Annotated in this window: 21 protein-coding genes; 5 read left to right on the top strand and 16 right to left on the bottom strand. The window is 64.9% G+C overall.

Annotated elements, in window-relative coordinates; translation table 11 throughout:
* Positions 1 to 18: 18 nt before the first annotated feature.
* The 3 genes from FQK05_RS23445 to FQK05_RS23435 are packed head-to-tail and all read left to right on the top strand — an operon-like array spanning position 19 to position 2,441.
* The gene (locus FQK05_RS23445; protein ID WP_158971549.1) at positions 19 to 1,266 is read left to right on the top strand and encodes an NAD(P)/FAD-dependent oxidoreductase; all 1,248 of its coding nucleotides are present in this window, start codon (positions 19 to 21) and stop codon (positions 1,264 to 1,266) included.
* A 17-nt stretch (positions 1,267 to 1,283) separates the two neighbouring features.
* Complete coding sequence (locus tag FQK05_RS23440; RefSeq protein WP_158971547.1) at positions 1,284 to 1,679, top strand: Rid family detoxifying hydrolase; 396 nt, start codon at positions 1,284 to 1,286, stop codon at positions 1,677 to 1,679.
* Positions 1,680 to 1,703: 24 nt separating this feature from the next.
* Positions 1,704 to 2,441: a maleate cis-trans isomerase family protein gene (locus FQK05_RS23435; RefSeq protein WP_158971545.1), complete on the top strand. Its 738-nt coding sequence runs from the start codon at positions 1,704 to 1,706 to the stop codon at positions 2,439 to 2,441.
* A 3-nt stretch (positions 2,442 to 2,444) separates the two neighbouring features.
* Here FQK05_RS23435 and FQK05_RS23430 read toward each other — a convergent pair whose 3' ends face one another.
* From FQK05_RS23430 to hpaR, 16 genes are all read right to left on the bottom strand, one after another.
* Entirely contained in the window at positions 2,445 to 2,921 is a 477-nt protein-coding gene (locus FQK05_RS23430; RefSeq protein WP_158971543.1) for a MarR family winged helix-turn-helix transcriptional regulator, read from the bottom strand.
* 169 nt (positions 2,922 to 3,090) lie between these two features.
* Positions 3,091 to 3,903, bottom strand: coding sequence for an alpha/beta fold hydrolase (locus FQK05_RS23425; protein ID WP_158971541.1), 813 nt, complete (start codon positions 3,901 to 3,903; stop codon positions 3,091 to 3,093).
* A 9-nt stretch (positions 3,904 to 3,912) separates the two neighbouring features.
* Positions 3,913 to 4,869 (bottom strand): branched-chain amino acid ABC transporter permease, encoded by a 957-nt coding sequence (locus FQK05_RS23420; RefSeq protein ID WP_158971539.1) that lies wholly within the window; start codon positions 4,867 to 4,869, stop codon positions 3,913 to 3,915.
* Positions 4,866 to 5,738: a branched-chain amino acid ABC transporter permease gene (locus FQK05_RS23415; protein WP_158971537.1), complete on the bottom strand. Its 873-nt coding sequence runs from the start codon at positions 5,736 to 5,738 to the stop codon at positions 4,866 to 4,868. Before FQK05_RS23415 ends, FQK05_RS23420 begins: the two co-directional genes overlap by 4 nt.
* Positions 5,738 to 6,460, bottom strand: a complete 723-nt coding sequence (locus FQK05_RS23410) for an ABC transporter ATP-binding protein (protein ID WP_158971535.1) — start codon at positions 6,458 to 6,460, stop codon at positions 5,738 to 5,740. Before FQK05_RS23410 ends, FQK05_RS23415 begins: the two co-directional genes overlap by 1 nt.
* Complete coding sequence (locus tag FQK05_RS23405) at positions 6,457 to 7,191, bottom strand: ABC transporter ATP-binding protein (protein ID WP_199252756.1); 735 nt, start codon at positions 7,189 to 7,191, stop codon at positions 6,457 to 6,459. Before FQK05_RS23405 ends, FQK05_RS23410 begins: the two co-directional genes overlap by 4 nt.
* Positions 7,192 to 7,196: 5 nt before the next feature.
* Positions 7,197 to 8,429, bottom strand: a complete 1,233-nt coding sequence (locus FQK05_RS23400; protein WP_199252755.1) for an ABC transporter substrate-binding protein — start codon at positions 8,427 to 8,429, stop codon at positions 7,197 to 7,199.
* 43 nt (positions 8,430 to 8,472) lie between these two features.
* Positions 8,473 to 9,777, bottom strand: a complete 1,305-nt coding sequence (locus FQK05_RS23395; RefSeq protein ID WP_158971533.1) for a M20 family metallopeptidase — start codon at positions 9,775 to 9,777, stop codon at positions 8,473 to 8,475.
* On the bottom strand, positions 9,774 to 10,418 hold the full coding sequence (locus FQK05_RS23390) for an isochorismatase family cysteine hydrolase (protein ID WP_158971531.1): 645 nt from the start codon (positions 10,416 to 10,418) through the stop codon (positions 9,774 to 9,776). Before FQK05_RS23390 ends, FQK05_RS23395 begins: the two co-directional genes overlap by 4 nt.
* Positions 10,412 to 11,176, bottom strand: a complete 765-nt coding sequence (locus FQK05_RS23385; protein ID WP_158971529.1) for an N-formylglutamate amidohydrolase — start codon at positions 11,174 to 11,176, stop codon at positions 10,412 to 10,414. Before FQK05_RS23385 ends, FQK05_RS23390 begins: the two co-directional genes overlap by 7 nt.
* A gap of 308 nt (positions 11,177 to 11,484) precedes the next feature.
* A complete protein-coding gene (locus FQK05_RS23380; RefSeq protein ID WP_158971527.1) occupies positions 11,485 to 12,795 on the bottom strand; it encodes a type I glutamate--ammonia ligase in 1,311 nt (436 codons plus the stop codon).
* Positions 12,792 to 13,640: a MurR/RpiR family transcriptional regulator gene (locus FQK05_RS23375; RefSeq protein WP_158971525.1), complete on the bottom strand. Its 849-nt coding sequence runs from the start codon at positions 13,638 to 13,640 to the stop codon at positions 12,792 to 12,794. Before FQK05_RS23375 ends, FQK05_RS23380 begins: the two co-directional genes overlap by 4 nt.
* 202 nt (positions 13,641 to 13,842) lie before the next feature.
* On the bottom strand, positions 13,843 to 15,117 hold the full coding sequence (locus FQK05_RS23370) for an ABC transporter permease (RefSeq protein ID WP_158971523.1): 1,275 nt from the start codon (positions 15,115 to 15,117) through the stop codon (positions 13,843 to 13,845).
* On the bottom strand, positions 15,114 to 15,920 hold the full coding sequence (locus FQK05_RS23365) for a taurine ABC transporter ATP-binding protein (RefSeq protein ID WP_158971521.1): 807 nt from the start codon (positions 15,918 to 15,920) through the stop codon (positions 15,114 to 15,116). Before FQK05_RS23365 ends, FQK05_RS23370 begins: the two co-directional genes overlap by 4 nt.
* Before the next feature lie 88 nt (positions 15,921 to 16,008).
* Positions 16,009 to 17,007 (bottom strand): taurine ABC transporter substrate-binding protein, encoded by a 999-nt coding sequence (locus FQK05_RS23360; protein WP_158971519.1) that lies wholly within the window; start codon positions 17,005 to 17,007, stop codon positions 16,009 to 16,011.
* Between the two features lie 282 nt (positions 17,008 to 17,289).
* Entirely contained in the window at positions 17,290 to 17,739 is a 450-nt protein-coding gene (hpaR, locus tag FQK05_RS23355; protein WP_233270651.1) for a homoprotocatechuate degradation operon regulator HpaR, read from the bottom strand.
* A gap of 105 nt (positions 17,740 to 17,844) precedes the next feature.
* Between hpaR and FQK05_RS23350 the strand changes: the two genes are divergently transcribed.
* Together FQK05_RS23350 and hpaE are read left to right on the top strand one after the other, a co-directional pair.
* Positions 17,845 to 18,243 carry a 5-carboxymethyl-2-hydroxymuconate Delta-isomerase gene (locus FQK05_RS23350; RefSeq protein ID WP_158971515.1) on the top strand — a complete coding sequence of 133 codons (399 nt, stop codon included), beginning with the start codon at positions 17,845 to 17,847 and terminating at the stop codon, positions 18,241 to 18,243.
* Between the two features lie 4 nt (positions 18,244 to 18,247).
* Positions 18,248 to 19,759 (top strand): 5-carboxymethyl-2-hydroxymuconate semialdehyde dehydrogenase, encoded by a 1,512-nt coding sequence (hpaE, locus tag FQK05_RS23345; protein ID WP_158971513.1) that lies wholly within the window; start codon positions 18,248 to 18,250, stop codon positions 19,757 to 19,759.
* The last annotated feature ends 15 nt before the right edge of the window (positions 19,760 to 19,774 follow it).

The following is a 19,774-nucleotide window of genomic DNA, read 5'->3' as shown; positions in this document are numbered from 1 at the left end:
ACAACAGGGACCGGCGTCATGAGCGCCGGTTCCGTCCTTGTCCTGGGCGCCGGGATCGTGGGCTTGTGTTCTGCCCTGGCGCTGCGGCGCAAGGGGCTTCATGTCACGCTGATCGACCAGGGGCAGCCCGGCGCGGGCTGTTCTTTTGGTAATGCGGGGATGATCCAGGTGGGGTCGTCGCTGCCCATGGCCATGCCCGGGCTGCCGGGTCAGGTTCCGCGGATGCTGACCGATCCCGAAGGCCCGCTGTCGCTGAAATGGTCGCACCTGCCCGCGCTGGTACCCTGGGGCCTGAAGCTTATGCAGAACACGAAACCCGAGGCCGTGAGCCGGAACGAGGCGGCGCTGGCCGCCCTCCTGTCCCGCGCGCGCCCGGCATATGACACGCTGCTGGCCGGTAGTCCCGCCGCCGAGGTCATCCGCGACCGGGGCGAGCTATATGTCGTGCGCAGTGTCGAAGCCTTCGAAGGCTATACCACGAAGATCGGGACCTGCCGCAGGAACGGTGTCGCGGTCGAGGTGCTGGACAAGGCCGCGATCCACGAGCTGGAACCGCTGCTGGCGCCGGAATACAGCCACGGCGTCTATGTCCCGGGCAGCGCCTATCTGTCGGATCCGCAACTGCTGTCGACCCGCATCCTGGACCTGTTCCTGGCAGAAGGGGGGATCTTTGAAACCGCCATGATCACCCGCGGCGGCCATGTCCCGGACGGGCACGTGTGGCTGACGGCCGCCGACGGGCGCCAGTTCACCGCCGACCGGCTGGTCGTCGCGGCCGGTGCGAAGGCCGGCCAAATCGCAGGCTGGTTCGGTCAGACGCTGCCGATCGAACCCCTGCGCGGCTATCACGTCACCCTGCCTGCCGATGGCCCGGCCCTGTCCGGTCCGGTGATCGAGGGCGAGATGAACATTGCCGTCACGCCCATGCTGGGCGGCAACCGGGTGGCCGGCACGCTGGAATTTGCGGGCCACAAGGCCGCGCCCACGTGGCGCCGTGCGGAAATGCTGATGCCCATGGCCTGCCGCATGATCCCGTCCCTGACGCCCAGGATCGAAACCCGCTGGTCCGGCGACCGTCCCGGCACGCCCGACAGCGTGCCCGTCATCGGCCCCCGGAAAGGCGACGACAAGGTCTGGTTTGCCTGCGGTCACGGCATGCTGGGCCTGACGCTGGGTGCCCGCACAGGTCAGCTGATCGCAGATGCGATGATGGGCGACACGGAGGCCAGGGCGGCGATGGACGCCGCCAGCCCCGACAGATTCTGAACCGACAGGAGACAGACATGAGCGAACTTGAAATGATCCGGGTCCCCAACATCTCGGACTTTCTGGAAGCGAAGAAGGTGCCGATCTCGCCCGCGATCAGGGCGAACGGCTTCCTGTTCATCTCGGGCGCGCCGCCCATCGATCCCGACACGGGCGAACTGGTCTTTGGCGACATCGCCACCCAGACCGACGTGGTCATGCGCCATATCGGGGCCGTGCTGAAGGCGTCGGACTCGTCCTTCGACAAGGTCGTGAAGGTGACGATCTACTGCACCAACTCGGCCTATTTCCGCATCGTGAACGAGGTCTACATGAAGTATTTCGGCGATCACAAGCCGACGCGGACCTTCGTCACCGTCGCCTCGTGGCCGATGGAATTCGATATCGAGATCGAGTGCATGGCCGTCGCCTGACGGCCCCGGAACAAGGATGGCATCATGTATCTGGGCTATGGATACCGCGCCAAGATCGCGCAGCTTTACCCGTCCGGGGGGCAGTGCGATTTCGAGGTGCAGCGCATGTCGCCCGACGGCGTCCAGTGGCTGACGACGCGGCTGACCTTCACCCGTTCGGGGCTGGAAGACGACCATGCCCTGGTCGACGATATCGAGATCCACGCCCAGTTGGGCGCCGATGCCGGCGTTCAGCTGATGCTGCTGAACTGCACTGCCGCCAGTGCTGTGGTCGGGCCCGCCGTGATCAACGGCCGGGTCACGGCCGCGACCGGCGTGCCGTCGACCACGACGTTCGAGGCGGTTCTGGACGCACTCCGCGCGGCCGGTCTGAAGCGCATCGCGCTGATGACGGCCTATGTCGACGAGGTAAACGCGGCCGAGATCGAGGTCCTGACCCGCGAAGGGTTCGAGGTGGTGGCCTGCGGTGGCATTCCCTGCACCAACCCGCTGGACCAGGGCGCGATCCCGCCGGAACGCTGGTACGACACCGCGATGACCCTGAAGGACATCGATGCCGACGGTCTGCTGATCAGCTGTGCCGGGATCCAGATCAGCCCGGTTCTGGAAAGCATCGAACAGGCCTTCGGCCGCCCGGTCATCGCCAGCAATCAGGCGGTGGTCTGGCACTGCCTGCGCCGGCTGGGGATCGGGGATCGCTATCCGGGATACGGCCGTCTGCTGGAAGGCGCGTTCGACGACGCAGAAGCGTCCGGGGCCTGACGCCTACTTTCCCGCCGAGGGCGACACCGCGGCACCGGCGGTGTTCAGGTTGTCGATCAGCTTGTGCAGGGTCGACATCATGCCCTGAAGCTCCTCCTCGCTGACGCCATCCGTCGCCCGGCGAAACACCGCGCGGCGGATCGGCAACATCCGCTGGAAGGTCGCTATTCCGTCTTCCAGGATATGAATCTCGATCACCCGCCGGTCGCCTTGGCGCGGGCGGCGTTCGACCAGGCCGTTCTTTTCCATCTGGGTCAGAAGGTGGCTCAGCGCGGTCCGCTCGATCTGGGTATAGCGCGACAGTTCCGACACGGTCAGACCGCTGAGTTCCGACAGGATCGACAGGGTGCGCCAGATCGATACGTCCGACTTGCCGCCCCGGGTCTCGTCCACGAACTGCTGGTTGGACATCTGTTCCAGAACGCCGATCCAGTACAGGATCGAGGTGCGGAACGAATCCACTTCTAGCTGATCTGCCATTGCACCTTCGGTCGTACTGCCACTTGGGTCTTCGGACACGGGGATATCGCCGTGGCGCCCATCTTGGCAAGCTGGGGCGGTATCGGCAACGTCATCCTGGCCGCAACGGGCAGATGAATGCGCAATGCGGCCCCGACCCGGCGGGACGGGGCCGGATTTCAGCGTCGCGTCACGTATTCAGGAAGCGTCGCAGGTAGGGGTCGAACTGGTCCGGCACTTCCCAGAAGGGGGCGTGGCCGATGTCTTCCAGCTCATAGACGGTGTCCTCCCACAGGTTTTCATAGGGCAGCGCCTTGATGAAGTCGCCATTGACGAAGACGTCCGAGGCGCCGTTCACGATGGCCAGCGGCACCTTCGATTTCACGGCCAGTTCCTGCTGGTCATGCCCTTCGGGCGCCAGGATGCGGCCGAACATCATCGCGCGGGCGCGGCCGTCAGTGCGGGCCACAGCTTCCAGCAGGAAGGGTTCGAAGGGCGCATTCACGCCACAGGTCGAATGGGCATAGTTCGACACGTCCTCTTCCGAAAACACTTCCTGACCGGCCAGGCCCATGTGTTCCGACGGCAGGAAGCCCGCGCCCAGGCTCTCCGGGTTGGCCGCGACCGGGGGCGTGCCGGAAATCATCAGCTTGGTCACCGCGTCGGTCCGCGCCAGCATTTCGAGTCCGATATGACCGCCAAGCGACCAGCCGAGGACGGCGTAGGACGGGATTTCCAGTTTCTCCATCAGCTCGATTGCCAGATCGGCATAGCCGGGCATCCAGTAGGACTTTTCAGGGTCGGTCGCATCGCTGCTTTCGCCGTGGCCCGGCAGGTCGAAGGCGATGCAGCGGAATTCCTTGCCGATCTCGCCTGCATACTGGTTGCGGAACACCTGCCGACAAGAGGAATTGCCGTGGATCATCAGCAGGACGGGACCCGCACCTTCGCTGTCGGTGACGGCGATGGTGCCGTGGGATGTCTCTGTCTTGAACTCTTTCATGTCTTCACCTCAGGTTTTGCGGCCACTACCAAGAAGACGGCCAAAGATGTCAACCACGCCCCCGGGGGCAACCTGCAGAACCACGATCATCGCGACGGCAACGATGATGAAGCGGGCTTCTTCCATGCCGCGGACGCCGGCCATCGCCTCGGTCGCGAAGGTCAGGGCCAGGGCGGCGATCGCGGGTCCGATGATCGACCCCGCGCCGCCGATCAGCACCATGGACACGACCAGCGTGGCGATGGAGAACCCGAACACCTCGGGCGAGGCAACGCGCAGGTAGATGGCATAGAAGCCGCCCACGACGCCGGTCATGACCGACGACGCGACCAGCACCAGCACCCGTTGCCGCGCGACGGAGATGCCGCGCGACGCCGCATAGTCCGGATTGTCCCGCACCGCGCGAAGGGATTTGCCGAAGGGCGACTGTGCGATCAGCAGCAGTACAATCACCGAGACGGCCAGGATCGCCAGTGCCAGATAGTAGTAGGCGAACTTGAAATCGCGGATGAACTTGTAGTCGCCGATGGTCAGGTAGGGCAGGCGGACCAGTCCTTCCGCCCCGCCGGTCAGGTCACCCTGGGACAGGACGATCTGAAGGCACAGCTGCCCGAAGGCGAAGGTGACAAGGACGACATAGATGCCCTGCAGTTTCGCCACCGGCAGCGCGATGATCAGGGCCGCGATGGCCGCCGTGATGCCACCGGCCGGGATTGCGATCCAGGGCGAGACGTCCAGCGCGGTGGTCAGGATCGCCGCCGTATAGACGCCGATCCCGAAAAAGGCGACATGCCCGAAGTTGAAGAGCCCGCCGAGCCCGAGGCTCAGGTCCCAGTTCACGGCGACAGTGGCGTAGATGAAGGCCACGATGAAGACGTGGCGGGTGTAGCTGTCGGTGACGAAGAATGGCACGATGGCCAGCAGGACAAGGGCCGCAAGCGCGAAAAGTCTTTGTGTCCGTGTCATGCCGAAACCTTTCCGAACAGGCCGTTCGGCCGGAAGACCAGCACCGCGATCAGCGCCACGAACAGGACCGATGGCGTCCAGTAAAGCCCCAGCCACAGGACCAGCAGCGCCTCCATCATGCCGATGACATAGGCGGCACCGGCCGTGGCCCCCAGGCTGCCCAGGCCGCCGAAGATGACGACGATCATGGCATTGACCAGCGGGTCGGCACCAAGCCCGGGCGTGATGAAACGGATCGATCCCAGCAGCACGCCCGTCACCCCGGCAAGGGCCGCCGAAAGCCCGAAGGCCAGCGAGAATGTGCGCGGTACGTCTATCCCGATCAGCGCGGCGCTGTCCTGGTTCTGGCCCACGGCACGCAGGGACCGGCCGCTGCGGGTGCGTCCGGTATACCACCAAAGCGCCAGCAGGACCGCGGGCGCCAGCACGATGATCAGCGTTTCATGCGCCGACACCGGGGCGCCCAGGATATTGACCTGACCGTCGATCACGCGGGGCAGTTGCTTCAGCCGCGGGCCCCAGATGACGGAAATGCCGCGCTCGATGATCGTCGACGCCGCCAGCGTCGTCATCACCGTGATCAGCATCATGTTGCGGCTGCCATAGAAGGGGCGGACCAGCAAAAGCTCGATCACCACGCCGGCGATCACGGCGGCGCCGATGCCCGCGACGAAACCGGCGGCAAGGCCAAGGCCAAGCTGTTCGGTCACGGTCCAGGCGATATAGGCCCCCAGCGTCATCAGCGCGCCGTGGGCGAAGTTGAAGACTCCCAGCGTCGTCCAGATCAGCGACAGCCCCGATGCCATCAGTGCGTAGAGAGAGCCCAGGAGCAGACCCGAAACCAGTGTCGGAATAAGGACGCCGTCCATCAGTGGGCCCCTTCGCCGAAATACATGTCCATGATCTCCTGATGGTCGGGCGCGTTGCTGCCGTCGATCTCGCGCGCGACCTCGCCCTGTTCGACAAGGTAGAGCCGGTCTGTCAGCGTCAGCAGGAATTCGACATCCTGTTCCACGACGATCAGCGGTACGCCCTTCTTCGCGATCTCGGCGATGGCCGCGCACAGTTCACCTTTCAGGCGGGGCGACAGGCCCAGCGTGGGTTCGTCCAGGATCAGAAGCCGGGGCGCGCACATCAGTGCGCAGCCGATCGACAGCATCTGCCGTTCGCCGCCCGACAGCGTCTTGGCCTTCTGCCGGCGCCGTTCGGCCAGGCGGGGGAACAGCGTGTGAACCTCGGCCAGCCGGTCCTTCCAGCCGTCCCTGGCCCGGGGAGAGAAGGCGGACAGCTCCAGTGTCTCCTCGACCCCCATGTCGCCGAACAGGGTATTGCTTTGCTGGGCATGGATCAGGCCGGCGGCAACGATGGCCGACGGCTTGGCCGTGGTGATGTCCTGCCCGTCGAAGGTGACGGTGCCCCGGCTTGGGCGCAGCAGGCCCGAAATCGTGCGCAGCAGCGTCGACTTGCCGTGACCGTTCGGACCGAACAGGCCCACGGCCTCGCCCTTGTCCAGGTGGATGTCGATGCCATGAAGGACCGGCACCGTGCCATAGCCGGCATGGATGCCGGACACGTCCAGAAGGCGGCTCATGCGGCGGCCCCCCCGATATAGGCCTCGACCACGCGTTCGTCGCGGATCACGGTCTTCGGATCGCCTTCGGTCAGGACGGCGCCGTTGTTCAGGACCAGCAGGCGCTGGCTGACGGACAGAAGCAGGCCAAGGACGTGTTCGATGATCAGGATCGTGACGCCGATCGCGTTCACCTTGATCAGAAGGTCGTCCAGCGCCGCGATTTCCGGCCGCGTCAGGCCCGAGGCCGGTTCGTCCAGCATCAGGATATCCGGTTTCGCCACCAGGGCAGAGGCGATCATCAGCTGTTTCTTCCCATAGACCGACAGGTCGGCCGTCTGCATATCCCGCCGGGCGGGTTCGAACTGGCACAGGTCCAGCGCCTCTTCCACCGCGTCGCGCGTGTGCTGGCCGCGCAGGCCCGCGCCGTAGTGGCCGCCTAGGGCCACGGTTTCCCGCGCTGTCAGGTCGGGGAATTCGGCATCCTTCTGAAAGGTGCGGGACAGGCCGGCGCGAAAGATGTCATGCGGGCGCGCCTTGTCGATGCGCTGCCCCTTGAAGCGGATCTCCCCCCCGGTCGGACCGAAAGGGATACCCGTGATGCAGTTGAACATGGTGCTCTTGCCGGACCCGTTGGGTCCCGCCACGCCGAAGATTTCACCTTGCATGACGGAAAAGCTGACGTCCTTCACTGCGGTCAGCCCGCCGAAGGTCTTGGTGACACCCGAAAGGGTCAGGATCGGATCCGGCAAGGGCCTCACTCCATCCAGGGCGGAAGCTTGAAGCTGCCGTCGGCATAGTTTTCGGGCGCGAACAGGACCCGCTTGCCGTCCTGGATCTGGTAGAACTGCAGCGGGATGCCGCCTTCGCCCTGGACCGCCAGGTGGGTTTCCGGATCGAAGGCCATGGTGCCGGCCGCGGTTTCCGTCGACGACTGGCCGATCCATTCGCCGATGGCGACACGGTCCGCCGGATCGCCCACGGCCGCCAGCCCGGCGGCATACAGCATCACCTCTTCATAAAGGGCCGGCCCATAGGCGCCCGGTTCGTTGCCGAAGGTTTCGACATATTTGCCGATCACGTCCTTGGCCCGTTCCGAGGCGCTGGTGGGCAGGGTGCCGCCCAGCAAGTTGTAAAGCACGCCCGAGCTTGCGTCCTTGGTCAGCTCCAGGAATTCCGGGACCGAAGGCGCGTACTGGATGAAGACCAGGCTGTCGGTCGGCTGTTCCATGAACTGCGACATGAACGCGGCCGCGTTGCCCGGCAGATAGTCGGTGTTGATCACGACCGCCGGCGGATCCTGCCGCACCTTGGCCAGGAAGCCGCGCCAGTCGCCGACTTCACCGAAGGGCACCAGGTCGTTGACGGTGACGTCCCAGCCACCGGCCGTGAAGCTTTCGACCAGACCTTCGGCGATGGTCTTGGAATAGGGGTTGTCGGACGAGATCAGCGCCAGCGTCTTCGACGGCAGGTCCACCGACCCGTCAGCGGCCAGCCCTTCGATCACGGGCAGGACGCCGGTGTTGTAGGCGTCGAAGGACGGGGTGAAGGACCAGATCGTCGGGAAGGCGTCCGGGTCTTCGGAAATGATGTCCCGCGTCTGGGCCGAGTTGGCGGAGACGAGATAGATCATCTCCTGTTCTGCCATCATCTCGATTTCGAAGTTCGAACCCGAGGCATAGCCGGTCACGATGGCGCCCATGTCCCGGTCGCCCAGCAGGCGCTCGGCCGCGGTGGCCACGGCGGCAGCGCTTTGGTCTGCGGCATCGCCCACGACCAGTTCGAACGTGTGGCCGGCCACGCCGCCGCCCGCGTTCAGTTCATCGACGGCCATCTGGGCGCCGTTCACCATTTCCTGGCCGTCGGCGGCCGCAGGCCCGGAAACGGGGGCCAGAACCCCGATCTTGATGACATCGGCCTGTGCCAGCGCCGGCAGGCCGAAGCTGGCAACAAGGGCCGTGGTGGCAAGGAAGTTGCGTCTGTTAAACACGGTCTTCACTCCTGGTTGGATGGGTCTGTTCTCGTTTCTCAGTTCAACGGGTGCCGCAGATGTCGAGGATCGCGGCGGCGATCACCTTGGTCGCCTTGTGGAGCGAGGCCACGTCGACATATTCGTTGTCGCCGTGGAAGCCGTCGCCGGCCGGGCCGTAGATGACGGCATCGACGCCCGCGCCGGAATAATGCGCGGCATCCGTCACCGCGTCGAAGCCGCGGATTTCCGGGGCCTCGCCCAGCGACGTGTGGTGCCTGACCAGCGACTGCACCATCGGGTGGTCGATGGGCGTGTCCATCGGCGGGAAATGCAGCCCGCCCAGTTCCCACATGACCTGCGTCGGGTGGTCCTTCGTCCACGGATCCAGCGCATCGAAGGCCGCGACGAAGGCTTCGAATTCCGAGCGGACATCGGCAGCGGTCTCGTTCGGCAGGAACTTGAGGTCCAGGTCGATCACCACACGGTCCGGGGTCATCGCCGGGTTGGTGCGGATCATCGGCAGCCCGTCCTCGTCCAGGCCCACGCCGCCGTGGATGACACCCGGGTTGATCGTCGAAAGGCCCGGCGGGCACAGCGGGTGGTAATGGGTCCGGCAGCGCGAGGCCTCGAATTCCTTCAGGGCTGCCAGGAACCGCGTCGCGATCTCGATCGCATTGATCGCGGGCATCAGGCGGCCCGGAACGATCGGCTGCGGGAAGATGTCGTTATAGCGCATGCCGGCATGGCCGCTGCGCCCGGTTATGGTGACGCGCACCCATTCCAGCCCGCCTTCGGCCGGGATCACCTTGTCCCAGGTGGGTTCGGCGATGATCGCGTTCCTGGCCAGGTGCCCCTTGGCCACGGCATCCATCGCGCCGAAGCCGCCGGCCTCTTCGTCCACGACCGCGTGGATCGAAAGACGACCGTCCAACGTGATGCCTGCCGCCTTGATGGATTCGACGGCGGCGATGCAGGCGGCCAGACCCGCCTTCATGTCGACCGAGCCGCGACCGTAAAGCTTGCCGTCCTTGATCTCGCCTCCGAAGGGATCGACGACCCAGTTGGCCTGGTTTCCCACCGGCACCGTGTCGATGTGCCCGCACAGGATCAGGCTTTTCTCTTCATTGCCGGGCAGGGTGCCGATCACGTTGGGCCTGTCCGGGAAGACCTCCCAGCTTTCGGTCTCGAACCCGTTCGCCTTCAGCCGGTCCGCGACCAGCTGGGCGACCTGGGTTTCGTTGTTGATGCCCTGCTTGCGTTCGAACTTCGGATTCACGGACGGTATGCGCACCATATCCTGCGTCAGCGACAGCACCCGGTCGCCGTTGCCGTCGATCTCGTCCCAGACTTTGTCCTTGGCCGTCATGCCCTTGCTCCTTTCAGCTCCGCGATCAGCGCGTCCGTGGTGACCTGCCGGCAATAGCCCTTGATCGCGTTCAGCGACGTCGCGTGCCGTTCGGCCGTGATGGTCTGGCAGGCGTCGGTGACCTGCGTGACCAGATATCCCAAGTCGCAGGCATCCCGGATCGCGCTTTCCACGCACTGGTCCGTCAGCAGCCCCGACAGGACCACCTGCTTCACGCCCAGGCAGCGCAGGATGTAGTCGATATGGGTTGACACAAAGACCGACGACGACGTCTTTGGCAGCCAGATCTCGTCCTCGTCCGGGGCCAGTTCGTCGATGCACTTTCCGTCCCACGACCCCTTTGGCACGTTGAAGCCGGTGATCTTGTAATCCAGGCTGCGGTCCCGGCCGTCCTTGGTCAGGCTTTCGATGGTCGTGTACATGACCTCGACCCCTGCTTCGCGGGCCGCTTCGCGCAGGCGGACCATGTTGGGCAGGGTTTCCGCCTCGAACGTGTCGAAGAAGGGGCCGTATTTCGCCTCGAATTCGGCCGGGGGCGTGTCCTTGAACTCGCCCCCGTCACGGCGGGCGGAAAAGTTCTGGACGTCGATGAAGATCAGGGCCGAGGCCGCCGGATCAAGGGGAAGGTCGCGGGTCAGCATGCGTTCTCCAGCAATGGTTCGACGGCCCGGCACAGCAGGGCCGCGATCTCGTCCGCCCCTGCGGCGTCGCCGATCAGGTCGTTGCGGACTTCGATCAGGGAATGGGGCAGGCCCGACGGCTCGCCATGGCGGGGCACGAACCAGTCCGACAGGTCGTCGATCTGGTAGGGTTCGTTCAGGGCAACCGACAGGCCCGGGCGCAGGCGCCGCACCCCGGCCATCAGCCGTTCAGAGGTGGCCATGTCCCGCCGCCCCAGAAAGCCGATATGCCAGGGCCGGGGCCCGCCGCGCGACATCAGCCGCGGCGTAAAGCTGTGGATCGACAGAAGGATCTGTGGACCGTGCGTGCGCGCGGCGGTGACGGCGGCATGGAACGGATCGAAGATTTCCCGGGTCCGCGCCGCACGGTCCGCAGGCGAAAGCCCGGCGTTCCCGGGAATGGTCACGCCGTCCGAGGTTTCGGGCATCGCATCCGGCGCAGCAGGCGGGCGGTTGCAGTCGATCACCAGCCGGCTGTAGGCCTGCAGCACCGCCGGACAGTCCAGCCGCTGCGCCATGGCCCGCGTCACGGCAGCCGCACCCGGATCCCACCCTATATGCAGCGACAGCTGATCCGCGGTCAGCCCCAGCCCATTCAACGCCTGCGGCACCGCGCGGCCGGCATGTTCACACACCAGAAGGATGGGCGATACCGCGCCGCGGTTCACCCAGGCCACGGGCGCCGGGTCTGCATCCGGTCGCAGCAGCGGCGCCGTCATCGGACGAACCCCGCACGACAGATCACTGCCGTCGCCTGCAAGACGCGGTATGATGCGTGATTTTTCATGGGTTCAGAATTTGATCGTCGATTTTCAAAGTCAATCGATTTGTACCTATTGAGAGAAATCATTCGCGGCCGGATCCTGCCGCCGATGAAGAATGAGGCATTGAAACGACGCTGAAACCCGTGGGGCGTGCAGCGGCCCGCATGGTTGCGCTGCCCGGCCGGGGCCACGCCCGAATCGCGGGCCGATCCCCTGCCAAGCTTTTGAATTCAGTGACTTTAGTCAGGCGTCCCCTGCTTGCCTCAGTACACCTCAGCATAGCGGTCGCATTTCGCGCGCCAGTCCAGGTCGGCGATGGCGGCCATCTCGCCCCGCTTGTGCGCGGTGTAAAGGTCGACAAAGCCGTCCCCGAACCATTGCCGCACCATGGCCGAGCCCGAGAACCGTTTCAAAGCCTCGTCAAGCGAGGTCGGCAGGCGGCGGAAGCCCTTGGCTTCCAACGCCTCGGGCGTCAGCAGCGACAGGTCTTCCTGCGTCGGCGCCGGCGGGTCGATCCTGTCGCGAATGCCCTGCACCCCGGCAAAGACCATCGCGGCCATGGTCAGGAACGGGCTCGCCGCGCAATCCGCCGCCCGCAGTTCAAAGTTGAACTGTTTCGCGATGCCCTCGGGATCCTGTGCCGTCACCGGGCAGATCCGGACCGAGGCTTCACGGTCCCGGTAGCCAAGGTTGTTGAAGGCGGCGCTCCACCGGTGGGGCGTCAGGCGGAGATAGCTGATTTCGGACGGGGCCAGTAGCGCCAGGATCTGATCGAGATATGTCAGTACGCCGCCGATGAAATGGCGCGTCAGCGGGCTGAGCCCGTGGGGATCGGTCGCGTCATGGGTCAGGGGCGTGCCGCCGTCGTCGACAAAGCTCATGTGCACGTGCAGGCCGTTGCCGACGCTGTCGGGGTCCAGGATGGGCGCAAAGGTGGGCTTCAGCCCAAGGCCGCCCAGCACGTCATGGGTCAGAAGGCGCAGAAGGGCGGCATTGTCGGCGGCGGCCAGGCCCTGCGCGGGTTTCATCACCACCTCGTACTGGCCAGGCCCGTATTCCTTCATGAAACTGTCGGGCACGATGCCCGCCGCCGTCAGCGCATCCATCAGGGGTTCGGCCCAGGCCTGCGCGTCGCGGAAGCCCTTGAACCCGTAGGAATCCCCCCTGCGTGCGGGGACGTCGCGCAGCTGGAATTCGTGTTCATAGGCGGCCACGACATGGGCGCCCGCGACCTCGTGCAACTGATTCAGCGCCTTCCGCGCCAGGCTGCGGGTGCAGAAGTCCCACGGTTCCCCTTCCAGCGAACGGATGTCGCCTAGGCTGAAATCCAGCGGCCGGGCACCGCCCAGCCGGAACCGGGTCGTCTCGTCCGGCACCAGCACAAGGTCGCCCAGCGATCCGAAGGGCGTTTCCGCGATCGCGTCGAAACAGGTGATCTGAACATTGGTCGGCGTCCAGCCGATCCCGCGCCTGGTCCGCTTGGCCCATTCGCCTTCGGGAAAGGACTTGCCCCGGATCAGCCCGGCCAGATCCGAGGTGCCGACAAAGCTCAGCCGTTGACCCTCGTCGCTCATGGCTTCATCCCCGGTGCCGGTTCGTCCCGCAGCATGTCCCACTCCGAAATCCGTTTCATTGTCGCTTTCCAGTCCCGGTCGGCGATCGGCACCAGAAGGGCCTCGATCAGCGCGAAGGCGGGCAGGTAACTGTCCCAGACCGTGCCCGACGCCACGGGCACCGAGATCAACTCGGTCGCGCCCTTGGCCGCGGGGGTGATCCATTGATCGGTGATGACGACGGTCTGCACCTTGCGCGCCCGCGCCTGTGCCGACAGCCGGGCCAGGTTGGCCTGGTAGCGGCGGAAGTCGATGATCAGCAGCACATCGCGCGCCCGCATCCGCATCAGGTATTCCGGCCAGTATTCCGGATCGGTGGGGATATGCACCACCCCCGCCCGGACCTGCCGCAGGTGGCGGACGAAGAAGTCGGCGATCGTGTCGCTCATCCGGCCGCCGATCATGTAGATACCGCGTTTCGGGTCGGTCAGAAGCTCGACCAGCCGGTTGAACTGGCTGGCTGTTACGCGTTCGACCATTTCCTTGTTCAGCGCCTCGATCTGGCTGAAGTAGGATGCCAGCGGCGCGTCGCTGTCCAGGACCTGCCCGCTTTGCAGGTCGATGGGCGATTTCTGGCCTTCCTTCAGTTCCTTCACCAGCCGCTGCTGGAAGTCCTGGAAGCCGGCAAAGCCCAGCTTGGCCACGAAGCGCGAAATCGATGGGGCCGAGATATGGGCCCGTTTCGACAGGTCCTGGATCGGTTCCAGCCCGGCGAAGGGGTAATCTGCCAGAAGCACCGACGTCAGCTGCCGCTCGGCCGGGGTCAACTGGTCCGACATGTCTTCAAGCATATCGCGGATCTTCATCGGGTCCGGGGTCCTTTCGTGGATGACCCACAGTCTGGACCTTTGAAAATCCTATGTCAAAAGAATAAATATTTGATCATCTGATGCAAATGTTTCGACGCAGGCACGCGTGGTTCCGGAAACCGTCCTGCAAAGAAACCCCGGGTCCGGCGGGGCCGGATTGCGGCCTTGCCGTTTTCGCGAGAGAGATCCTTTACAGGGATCAGGACCGGCCTTTCCACGGCACCAGCACCCGTTCGGCCATCCGCATCAGGATGTCGATGCCGTAGCCGATGATGCCAATCAGGATGATCCCCATGATCACGATATCGGTCAGCTGGAACTTCGATGCGGCGATGATCATCATGCCGGCGCCCTTTTGCGCGGCCACCAGTTCGGCCGCGACGACCGTGCCCCAGCAGACCCCCATGGCGACCCGGGCCCCGGTAAAGATCTCGGGCAGGGAATTCGGCACGATCACGTGGCGCAGCACCTGCCACTTGCTGGCCCCCAGCGAAAAGGCGGCATGCACCTTGGTGATGTTCACCCCCGACACACCCGCCCGCGCGGCAATGGTCATGACCCAAAGTGCGGCCAGGAACAGCAGGACGATCTTGCCCGTTTCCCAGATACCGAACCAGATGATCACCAACGGGATCAGCGCCAAGGGCGGCACCGGTCGCATGAATTCCACGATCGGGTCGAACCAGCCCCGGAACCAGCCCGACAGACCCATGGCATAGCCCAGGGGGATGCCCAGGGCCGACCCGCAGGCAAAACCCACCAGCACGCGCAGCAGCGACCAGCCCAGATGGTCCCACAGGGTGAAGTTCTGGTATCCGGAGGTCGCGATTTCCGCGAAACGGCTGACGACGGCCTCGGGACTGGGCATCCAGATCGGCTCCATCTGAAGCCCGCGGGCCGGTTCGAAGCTGAGACTGCCCTTGGCGGTCATCGTTACCGTGCCGTCCTTCACCTTTACGGCCCCGCCCGGGGCGATGGGCTGGCCATCGATTGCGGTGACGCGATAGCCTTCCGGGTCTGCCGGTTCGTCGTTCGACGTGGCGCGGATCAGGGTCGACCGCCAGACCTGGACCGTGTCGGACATGTTCTTGGCCATGCCTTCGCCCGGCTCCACCAACGGCGCGTCGGGATCCTCGTCCGGGGAATGGACCAGCACCTCGACCAGGGCATCGTCAGTGGATCCGTCGGCGGCGGTGGCGGTATAGGTAAAGGACGTTTCGCCCAGAAAGGGCCCCGGAACGTGGAACGGCGCCCATTTCGACCCGGTGAAGGCGCCCCAGATCAGAAAGATCACCAGGACCGACAGGACGGATGCCGCGCGGTCCGGCCGGATCGCGCTTTCGTCGCCGAAAGTCACGGTCTTCAGGCTGGTGAAGTCCTTCGACTTGGCGCTCATCCGACGGACGAAGTTGATCAGGACGAAGGCCCCGGCAAAAAGCAGAACATAAAGAAGCAGGACGATCCAGCCGGTCATGCGCCTGCCTCCGCCCGGCCCATGATTTCCTCTTCCATTTCCCAGATCATCGACAGGATCTCGTCCCGCGTTTGGGCGAAGCCCTCGCTTTTCTTGACCTCGCGCAGGTCGGCGTTCACACCGCGTTCGGCAAAGGGCAGGCGGTATTCTTTGTAGATCCGGCCCGGACGCGGGGCCATGACGATCAGGCGTTCGCCCAACAACAGCGCCTCTTCGACCGAATGGGTGATCAGGACGACGGTCTTGCGGGTTTCCTTCCACAGCTTCAGGACCAGACCCTGCATCTTCTCGCGCGTCAGCGCGTCGAGCGCGCCCAGGGGTTCGTCCATCAGGATCAGGTCCGGGTCATTGGCCAGACAGCGGGCCAGCGCCACGCGCTGCTGCATGCCGCCCGACAGTTCATAGACCGCCTTTTCCTTGAAATCCCGCAGGCCCACAGTTTCCAGCAGCCGGTCGGAAATCGCCCGCCGTTCGGCGGCGGGCATGCCCTTCATCTTGGGGCCGAATTCCACGTTGTCGCGTACGTTCATCCATTCAAACAGCGCGCCCTTTTGGAACACCATCCCCCGTTCGGCCGCGGGACCGGAAACGTCGTGCCCGTTCATCCGCACCCGGCCGCCGGTGGGCGCCAGAAACCCTGCCACGATGTTCAGAAGCGTGGTCTTGCCACAGCCCGAAGGCCCGAGGATGGACACCATCTCGCCCGATCCGATTTCAAGCGAGACGTCCTGAAGCGCCTGCACGCTTGTGCCGTTCGGAAGGTCGAACCGCATGGATAGGTTTTCGATATGCAGACCGTCCATGACGCCATTCCCCCGGGCCGAACCGATACATCCGGCCCATGCACGGGCCGATCCGGGCGCAAGGGGTCCCCGCGCCCGGTTGCTGTCGTCAGTGCTTCACCTCGGACAGGGGGCCTGTGTTCACCGTGTCGGCATAGCTTTTCAGCGCCTGGGGGATGGAGCCCGCGTCGACGAAGACCTGCGCCACGCCCAGCATGAATTCCTGTGCACCGCCGCCCAGCCATTTCGGGCCCAGCTGTTCGGCCACCGTCGGGAAAGTGAATGTCGCCAGCGAAGCCGCGGCATCGGCGGGGTCCATGCCGGCATCCTTGGCGATCACCGCGACCATCTCGTCCTTCTTCGACCCTTCGGCCCACATGGCGTTGGCATCGGCCGTCACCTGCAGGAACTTGGTCAGCACGTCCGCATGTTCGGTGGCAAAGGAGGCGGGGACAGAGGTCACGTCGAAGACCAGGATCCCCAGTTCTTCCTTTTCGGCGCCGGTCAGCAGCACGTTGCCGTGTTCCTTCATGCGCCGCAGCGCACCGCCCCAGCCGCAGACCATGTCCAGGTTGCCCTGGGCGAAGGCGGCAGCCCCTTCGGCCGGGGCCATGTCGACGATTTCCATGGTGGTGATGTCGACGCCGAAATGGTCCATCTGTTTCAGAAAGCCGTAATGCGCGGCGGTCCCGATCGGCACACCCACCTTCTTGCCGTCCAGTTCCTTGGCATTGGTCTTGTCGATTTCCAGCGCCTCGGCCACGACGCAGTTGTCGTTTTCGGAATAGCTGACGGCCACGTCCACGATCTGCAGGTCGACGCCGCCGGAAACGCCCACGACGAAGGGCGGCACGCCCTGGCTGACGGAAATCTGCACGTCGCCCGATGCCATTGCCGCTGACATCGCGGTGCCCGCATCGAAGGACACCCAGTTGACCTTCATGCCCAGGGCCTCGTCATACATGCCCGTGGCCTTGGCGTATTCGAAGGGCATCGGCCATTCCAGGAAGTAGCCGACCGTGATCTCGTCCATGGCCGCCGCGCTTTGCGCACTTGCCACCAGGGCCAGCGCCGACAGGGTGGCTTTCAGCCTTGCTTGCTTCGTCATTCTTCCTTCTCCCTTTCCGGTCCGCCGAGCGGAGCGCTGTTTCCGCGACACCCCCGTGCGCATCGCTCTTTTTGAAACGAGGACCGCCTGACTTCTATTCCGGATCGGCCAAGGGCCCGCCGCGCCCCGGTTGTCGTGGCGTCGGTACAGGCATTCGATCATTTTTTCGGCAATCTGCGGCGCAAGTCATCGGAAACAAGATGAATCGCTACGCAGAGTCGCAGGTCCGGGCGCAGCATTTTTATGCACGCGCTTCGGCCGCCGGTCACCACGGGACAACCGTCAGTCGTTCATCTTCTCCAGTGCGGTCTCCAGGTCGGTCAGCAGCGACCCCAGCAGCTCTGGCCCCAGCCGTTCGGCGATCCGGTCATAGACGGCGGCGCTTTCGGGCGTGACCCTGGCGATGAAGGTGCGGCCCTTGTCCGTCATGCGGATCTGCACGCGGCGTGCATCGTGGGGGTCGCGGTCGATGGCAATGTGCCCGCGTGCGTCCAGCGTCTTCAGGATGCGCGACAGCGACGGCGCCAGGATGCAGGCCGTCGCGGCCAGTTCGCTGGCATCCATGCTGTCCGCCTCCATCAGAACGCGCATGACGCGCCATTGCTGTTCGGTAACGTTATGGGCCTGAAGGATCGGGCGAAATTCGCTCATTACCCGTTCGCGCAGCCGCAGAAGCGCGATCGGCAGCGTCCGGTGGATCTCGGACAGGCCGGTGTCGGGACTATCGGGCATGCGGGTCATCCGTGTTGTCGGGTCGTTCGTTGTGGTCCCGCAAAGACCTGGCGTTGACAAGAGCTTCATTGTTTAACATGTTCATCAAAGGGGAGAGAGTCGCACATGGCACATTTGGCGATCGAGTATTCACCGGGACTGGAAAGTCAGGCCGACATGGCCGCGGTGGCCCGTGCGGGCCATCAGGCGATGCTGGCGGCGGGCCTCTTTCCGGTGGCGGGCATCCGCGTGCGGCTGCACCGGGCGGACCATGCTATCGTGGCAGACGGTTTGCCCGAAAACCATTTCCTGGCCGCCACACTGTCGGCCGGTGCGGGCCGGACGACCGAGGCGTTGAAGGACGCGGGCGACCTGATCTTTTCGGCCCTGCAGGGCGCGCTGTCGGGTCCTTTGTCCCAGCCGCATTTCGCGCTGTCGCTGGAAATCCGGATCATCGACCCGGCGCTCAGCTGGAAGGACACGCCCATTCACGCCCGCCTGTCGGGCCGGACGACGAAGGACTGAAAGCATGAGCGTTCTGGACGACAACATCGCCAAGGCACAGGTCTACATGGCGGCCTTTGCCGCGGGCGGGGTGTTGAACCATATCGACGGTGCGTCGGTCCCCGCGCTGTCGGGCAAGACAATGGACACGATCTGCCCGGTCGACGGGACGGTGCTGGCGCAGGTGGCGATGTCCGGGGCCGAAGACGTGGACGCTGCCGTCGCGGCTGCCAGAGCAGCATTCCCCGGCTGGTCGAAGACACCGGGCGCGGAACGCCGGAAGATCCTGATCAAGGTCGCCGAGGCGATCGAGGCGCGGGCGGATGAGATCGCCTTTACCGAATGCATGGATACGGGCCAGGCCCTGCGCTTCATGTCCAAGGCCGCGATTAGGGGCGCGGCCAACTTCCGCTTCTTCGCCGACCAGGCGCCGGGGGCCGAGGACGGCACCGTCACCCGCACGCCCACGCAAATGAACACGACCAGCCGCCGGCCCATCGGCCCCGTCGGCGTGATCACGCCCTGGAACACGCCCTTCATGCTGTCGACGTGGAAGATCGCGCCGGCGCTCGCCTCGGGCTGCACGGTGGTCCACAAGCCCGCCGAATTCTCGCCCATGACCGCCAAGAAACTGGTCGAGATCGCGGAAGAGGCGGGCCTGCCCAAGGGTGTGCTGAACGTCGTGAACGGGCTGGGGGAAACCGCGGGCAAGCGGCTGACGGAACACCCGGACATCCGCGCCATCGCCTTTGTCGGCGAAAGCCGGACCGGCAGCATGATCATGGCGCAGGGCGCGCCCACGCTGAAGCGCGTGCATTTCGAACTGGGCGGCAAGAACCCGGTGATCGTCTTCGACGACGCCGATATCGACCGCGCCGTCGATGCCGCGACCTTCATGATCTATTCGCTGAACGGCGAACGCTGCACCTCGTCATCACGCCTTCTGGTGCAGGACACGATCCACGACGCGTTCACCGCCCGGGTGGCCGAGGTCGCAAAGCGCATCAAAGTGGGCCACCCGCTGGATCCCGAAACCGTCGTGGGCCCGCTGATCCACCCCGTGCACGAGGAAAAAGTCCTGTCCTATTTCGACACCGCGCGGGCGGAAGGCGCCACAATCGCCGCGGGCGGCGGGAAGATCGGCGAAAAGGGCTGTTTCGTTGCACCGACCCTCTTCACAGGCGCGACCAACACCATGAAGATCGCGCAGGAGGAGATCTTCGGCCCCGTCCTGACCGCGATCCCGTTCAGGGACGAGGAAGAGGCGCTGAGCCTTGCCAATGACGTGGATTACGGTCTGGCAGCCTATCTGTGGACCAACGACCTGAACCGCGCGATCCGGATGACGGATCACCTGGAGGCGGGCATGATGTGGGTGAACTCGGAAAACATCCGCCACCTGCCCACGCCCTTCGGTGGGGTCAAGGCCTCCGGCATCGGGCGGGACGGTGGCGACTGGTCCTTCGATTTCTACATGGAGACGGTGAACGTCAGCTTCCCGCGCGCCATCCACAAGGTCCCGAAGCTGGGCGGCTGATCCGCCCGGCTGCAA

Origin of the sequence: Chachezhania sediminis, from assembly GCF_009765275.1 — a bacterium.
Lineage (GTDB): Bacteria > Pseudomonadota > Alphaproteobacteria > Rhodobacterales > Rhodobacteraceae > Chachezhania > Chachezhania sediminis.
Note: the sequence above shows the minus strand (reverse complement) of the source record. Positions and strands in the feature narration are given on the sequence as shown.

Coding starts and splice junctions, on each gene's coding strand:
- FQK05_RS23445 (WP_158971549.1), top strand. CDS start 19: ATGAGCGCCGGTTCCGTCCTTGTCCTGGGCGCCGGGATCGTGGGCTTG.
- FQK05_RS23440 (WP_158971547.1), top strand. CDS start 1,284: ATGAGCGAACTTGAAATGATCCGGGTCCCCAACATCTCGGACTTTCTG.
- FQK05_RS23435 (WP_158971545.1), top strand. CDS start 1,704: ATGTATCTGGGCTATGGATACCGCGCCAAGATCGCGCAGCTTTACCCG.
- FQK05_RS23430 (WP_158971543.1), bottom strand. CDS start 2,921: ATGGCAGATCAGCTAGAAGTGGATTCGTTCCGCACCTCGATCCTGTAC.
- FQK05_RS23425 (WP_158971541.1), bottom strand. CDS start 3,903: ATGAAAGAGTTCAAGACAGAGACATCCCACGGCACCATCGCCGTCACC.
- FQK05_RS23420 (WP_158971539.1), bottom strand. CDS start 4,869: ATGACACGGACACAAAGACTTTTCGCGCTTGCGGCCCTTGTCCTGCTG.
- FQK05_RS23415 (WP_158971537.1), bottom strand. CDS start 5,738: ATGGACGGCGTCCTTATTCCGACACTGGTTTCGGGTCTGCTCCTGGGC.
- FQK05_RS23410 (WP_158971535.1), bottom strand. CDS start 6,460: ATGAGCCGCCTTCTGGACGTGTCCGGCATCCATGCCGGCTATGGCACG.
- FQK05_RS23395 (WP_158971533.1), bottom strand. CDS start 9,777: ATGACGGCCAAGGACAAAGTCTGGGACGAGATCGACGGCAACGGCGAC.
- FQK05_RS23390 (WP_158971531.1), bottom strand. CDS start 10,418: ATGCTGACCCGCGACCTTCCCCTTGATCCGGCGGCCTCGGCCCTGATC.
- FQK05_RS23385 (WP_158971529.1), bottom strand. CDS start 11,176: ATGACGGCGCCGCTGCTGCGACCGGATGCAGACCCGGCGCCCGTGGCC.
- FQK05_RS23380 (WP_158971527.1), bottom strand. CDS start 12,795: ATGAGCGACGAGGGTCAACGGCTGAGCTTTGTCGGCACCTCGGATCTG.
- FQK05_RS23375 (WP_158971525.1), bottom strand. CDS start 13,640: ATGAAGATCCGCGATATGCTTGAAGACATGTCGGACCAGTTGACCCCG.
- FQK05_RS23370 (WP_158971523.1), bottom strand. CDS start 15,117: ATGACCGGCTGGATCGTCCTGCTTCTTTATGTTCTGCTTTTTGCCGGG.
- FQK05_RS23365 (WP_158971521.1), bottom strand. CDS start 15,920: ATGGACGGTCTGCATATCGAAAACCTATCCATGCGGTTCGACCTTCCG.
- FQK05_RS23360 (WP_158971519.1), bottom strand. CDS start 17,007: ATGACGAAGCAAGCAAGGCTGAAAGCCACCCTGTCGGCGCTGGCCCTG.
- hpaR (WP_233270651.1), bottom strand. CDS start 17,739: ATGCCCGATAGTCCCGACACCGGCCTGTCCGAGATCCACCGGACGCTG.
- FQK05_RS23350 (WP_158971515.1), top strand. CDS start 17,845: ATGGCACATTTGGCGATCGAGTATTCACCGGGACTGGAAAGTCAGGCC.
- hpaE (WP_158971513.1), top strand. CDS start 18,248: ATGAGCGTTCTGGACGACAACATCGCCAAGGCACAGGTCTACATGGCG.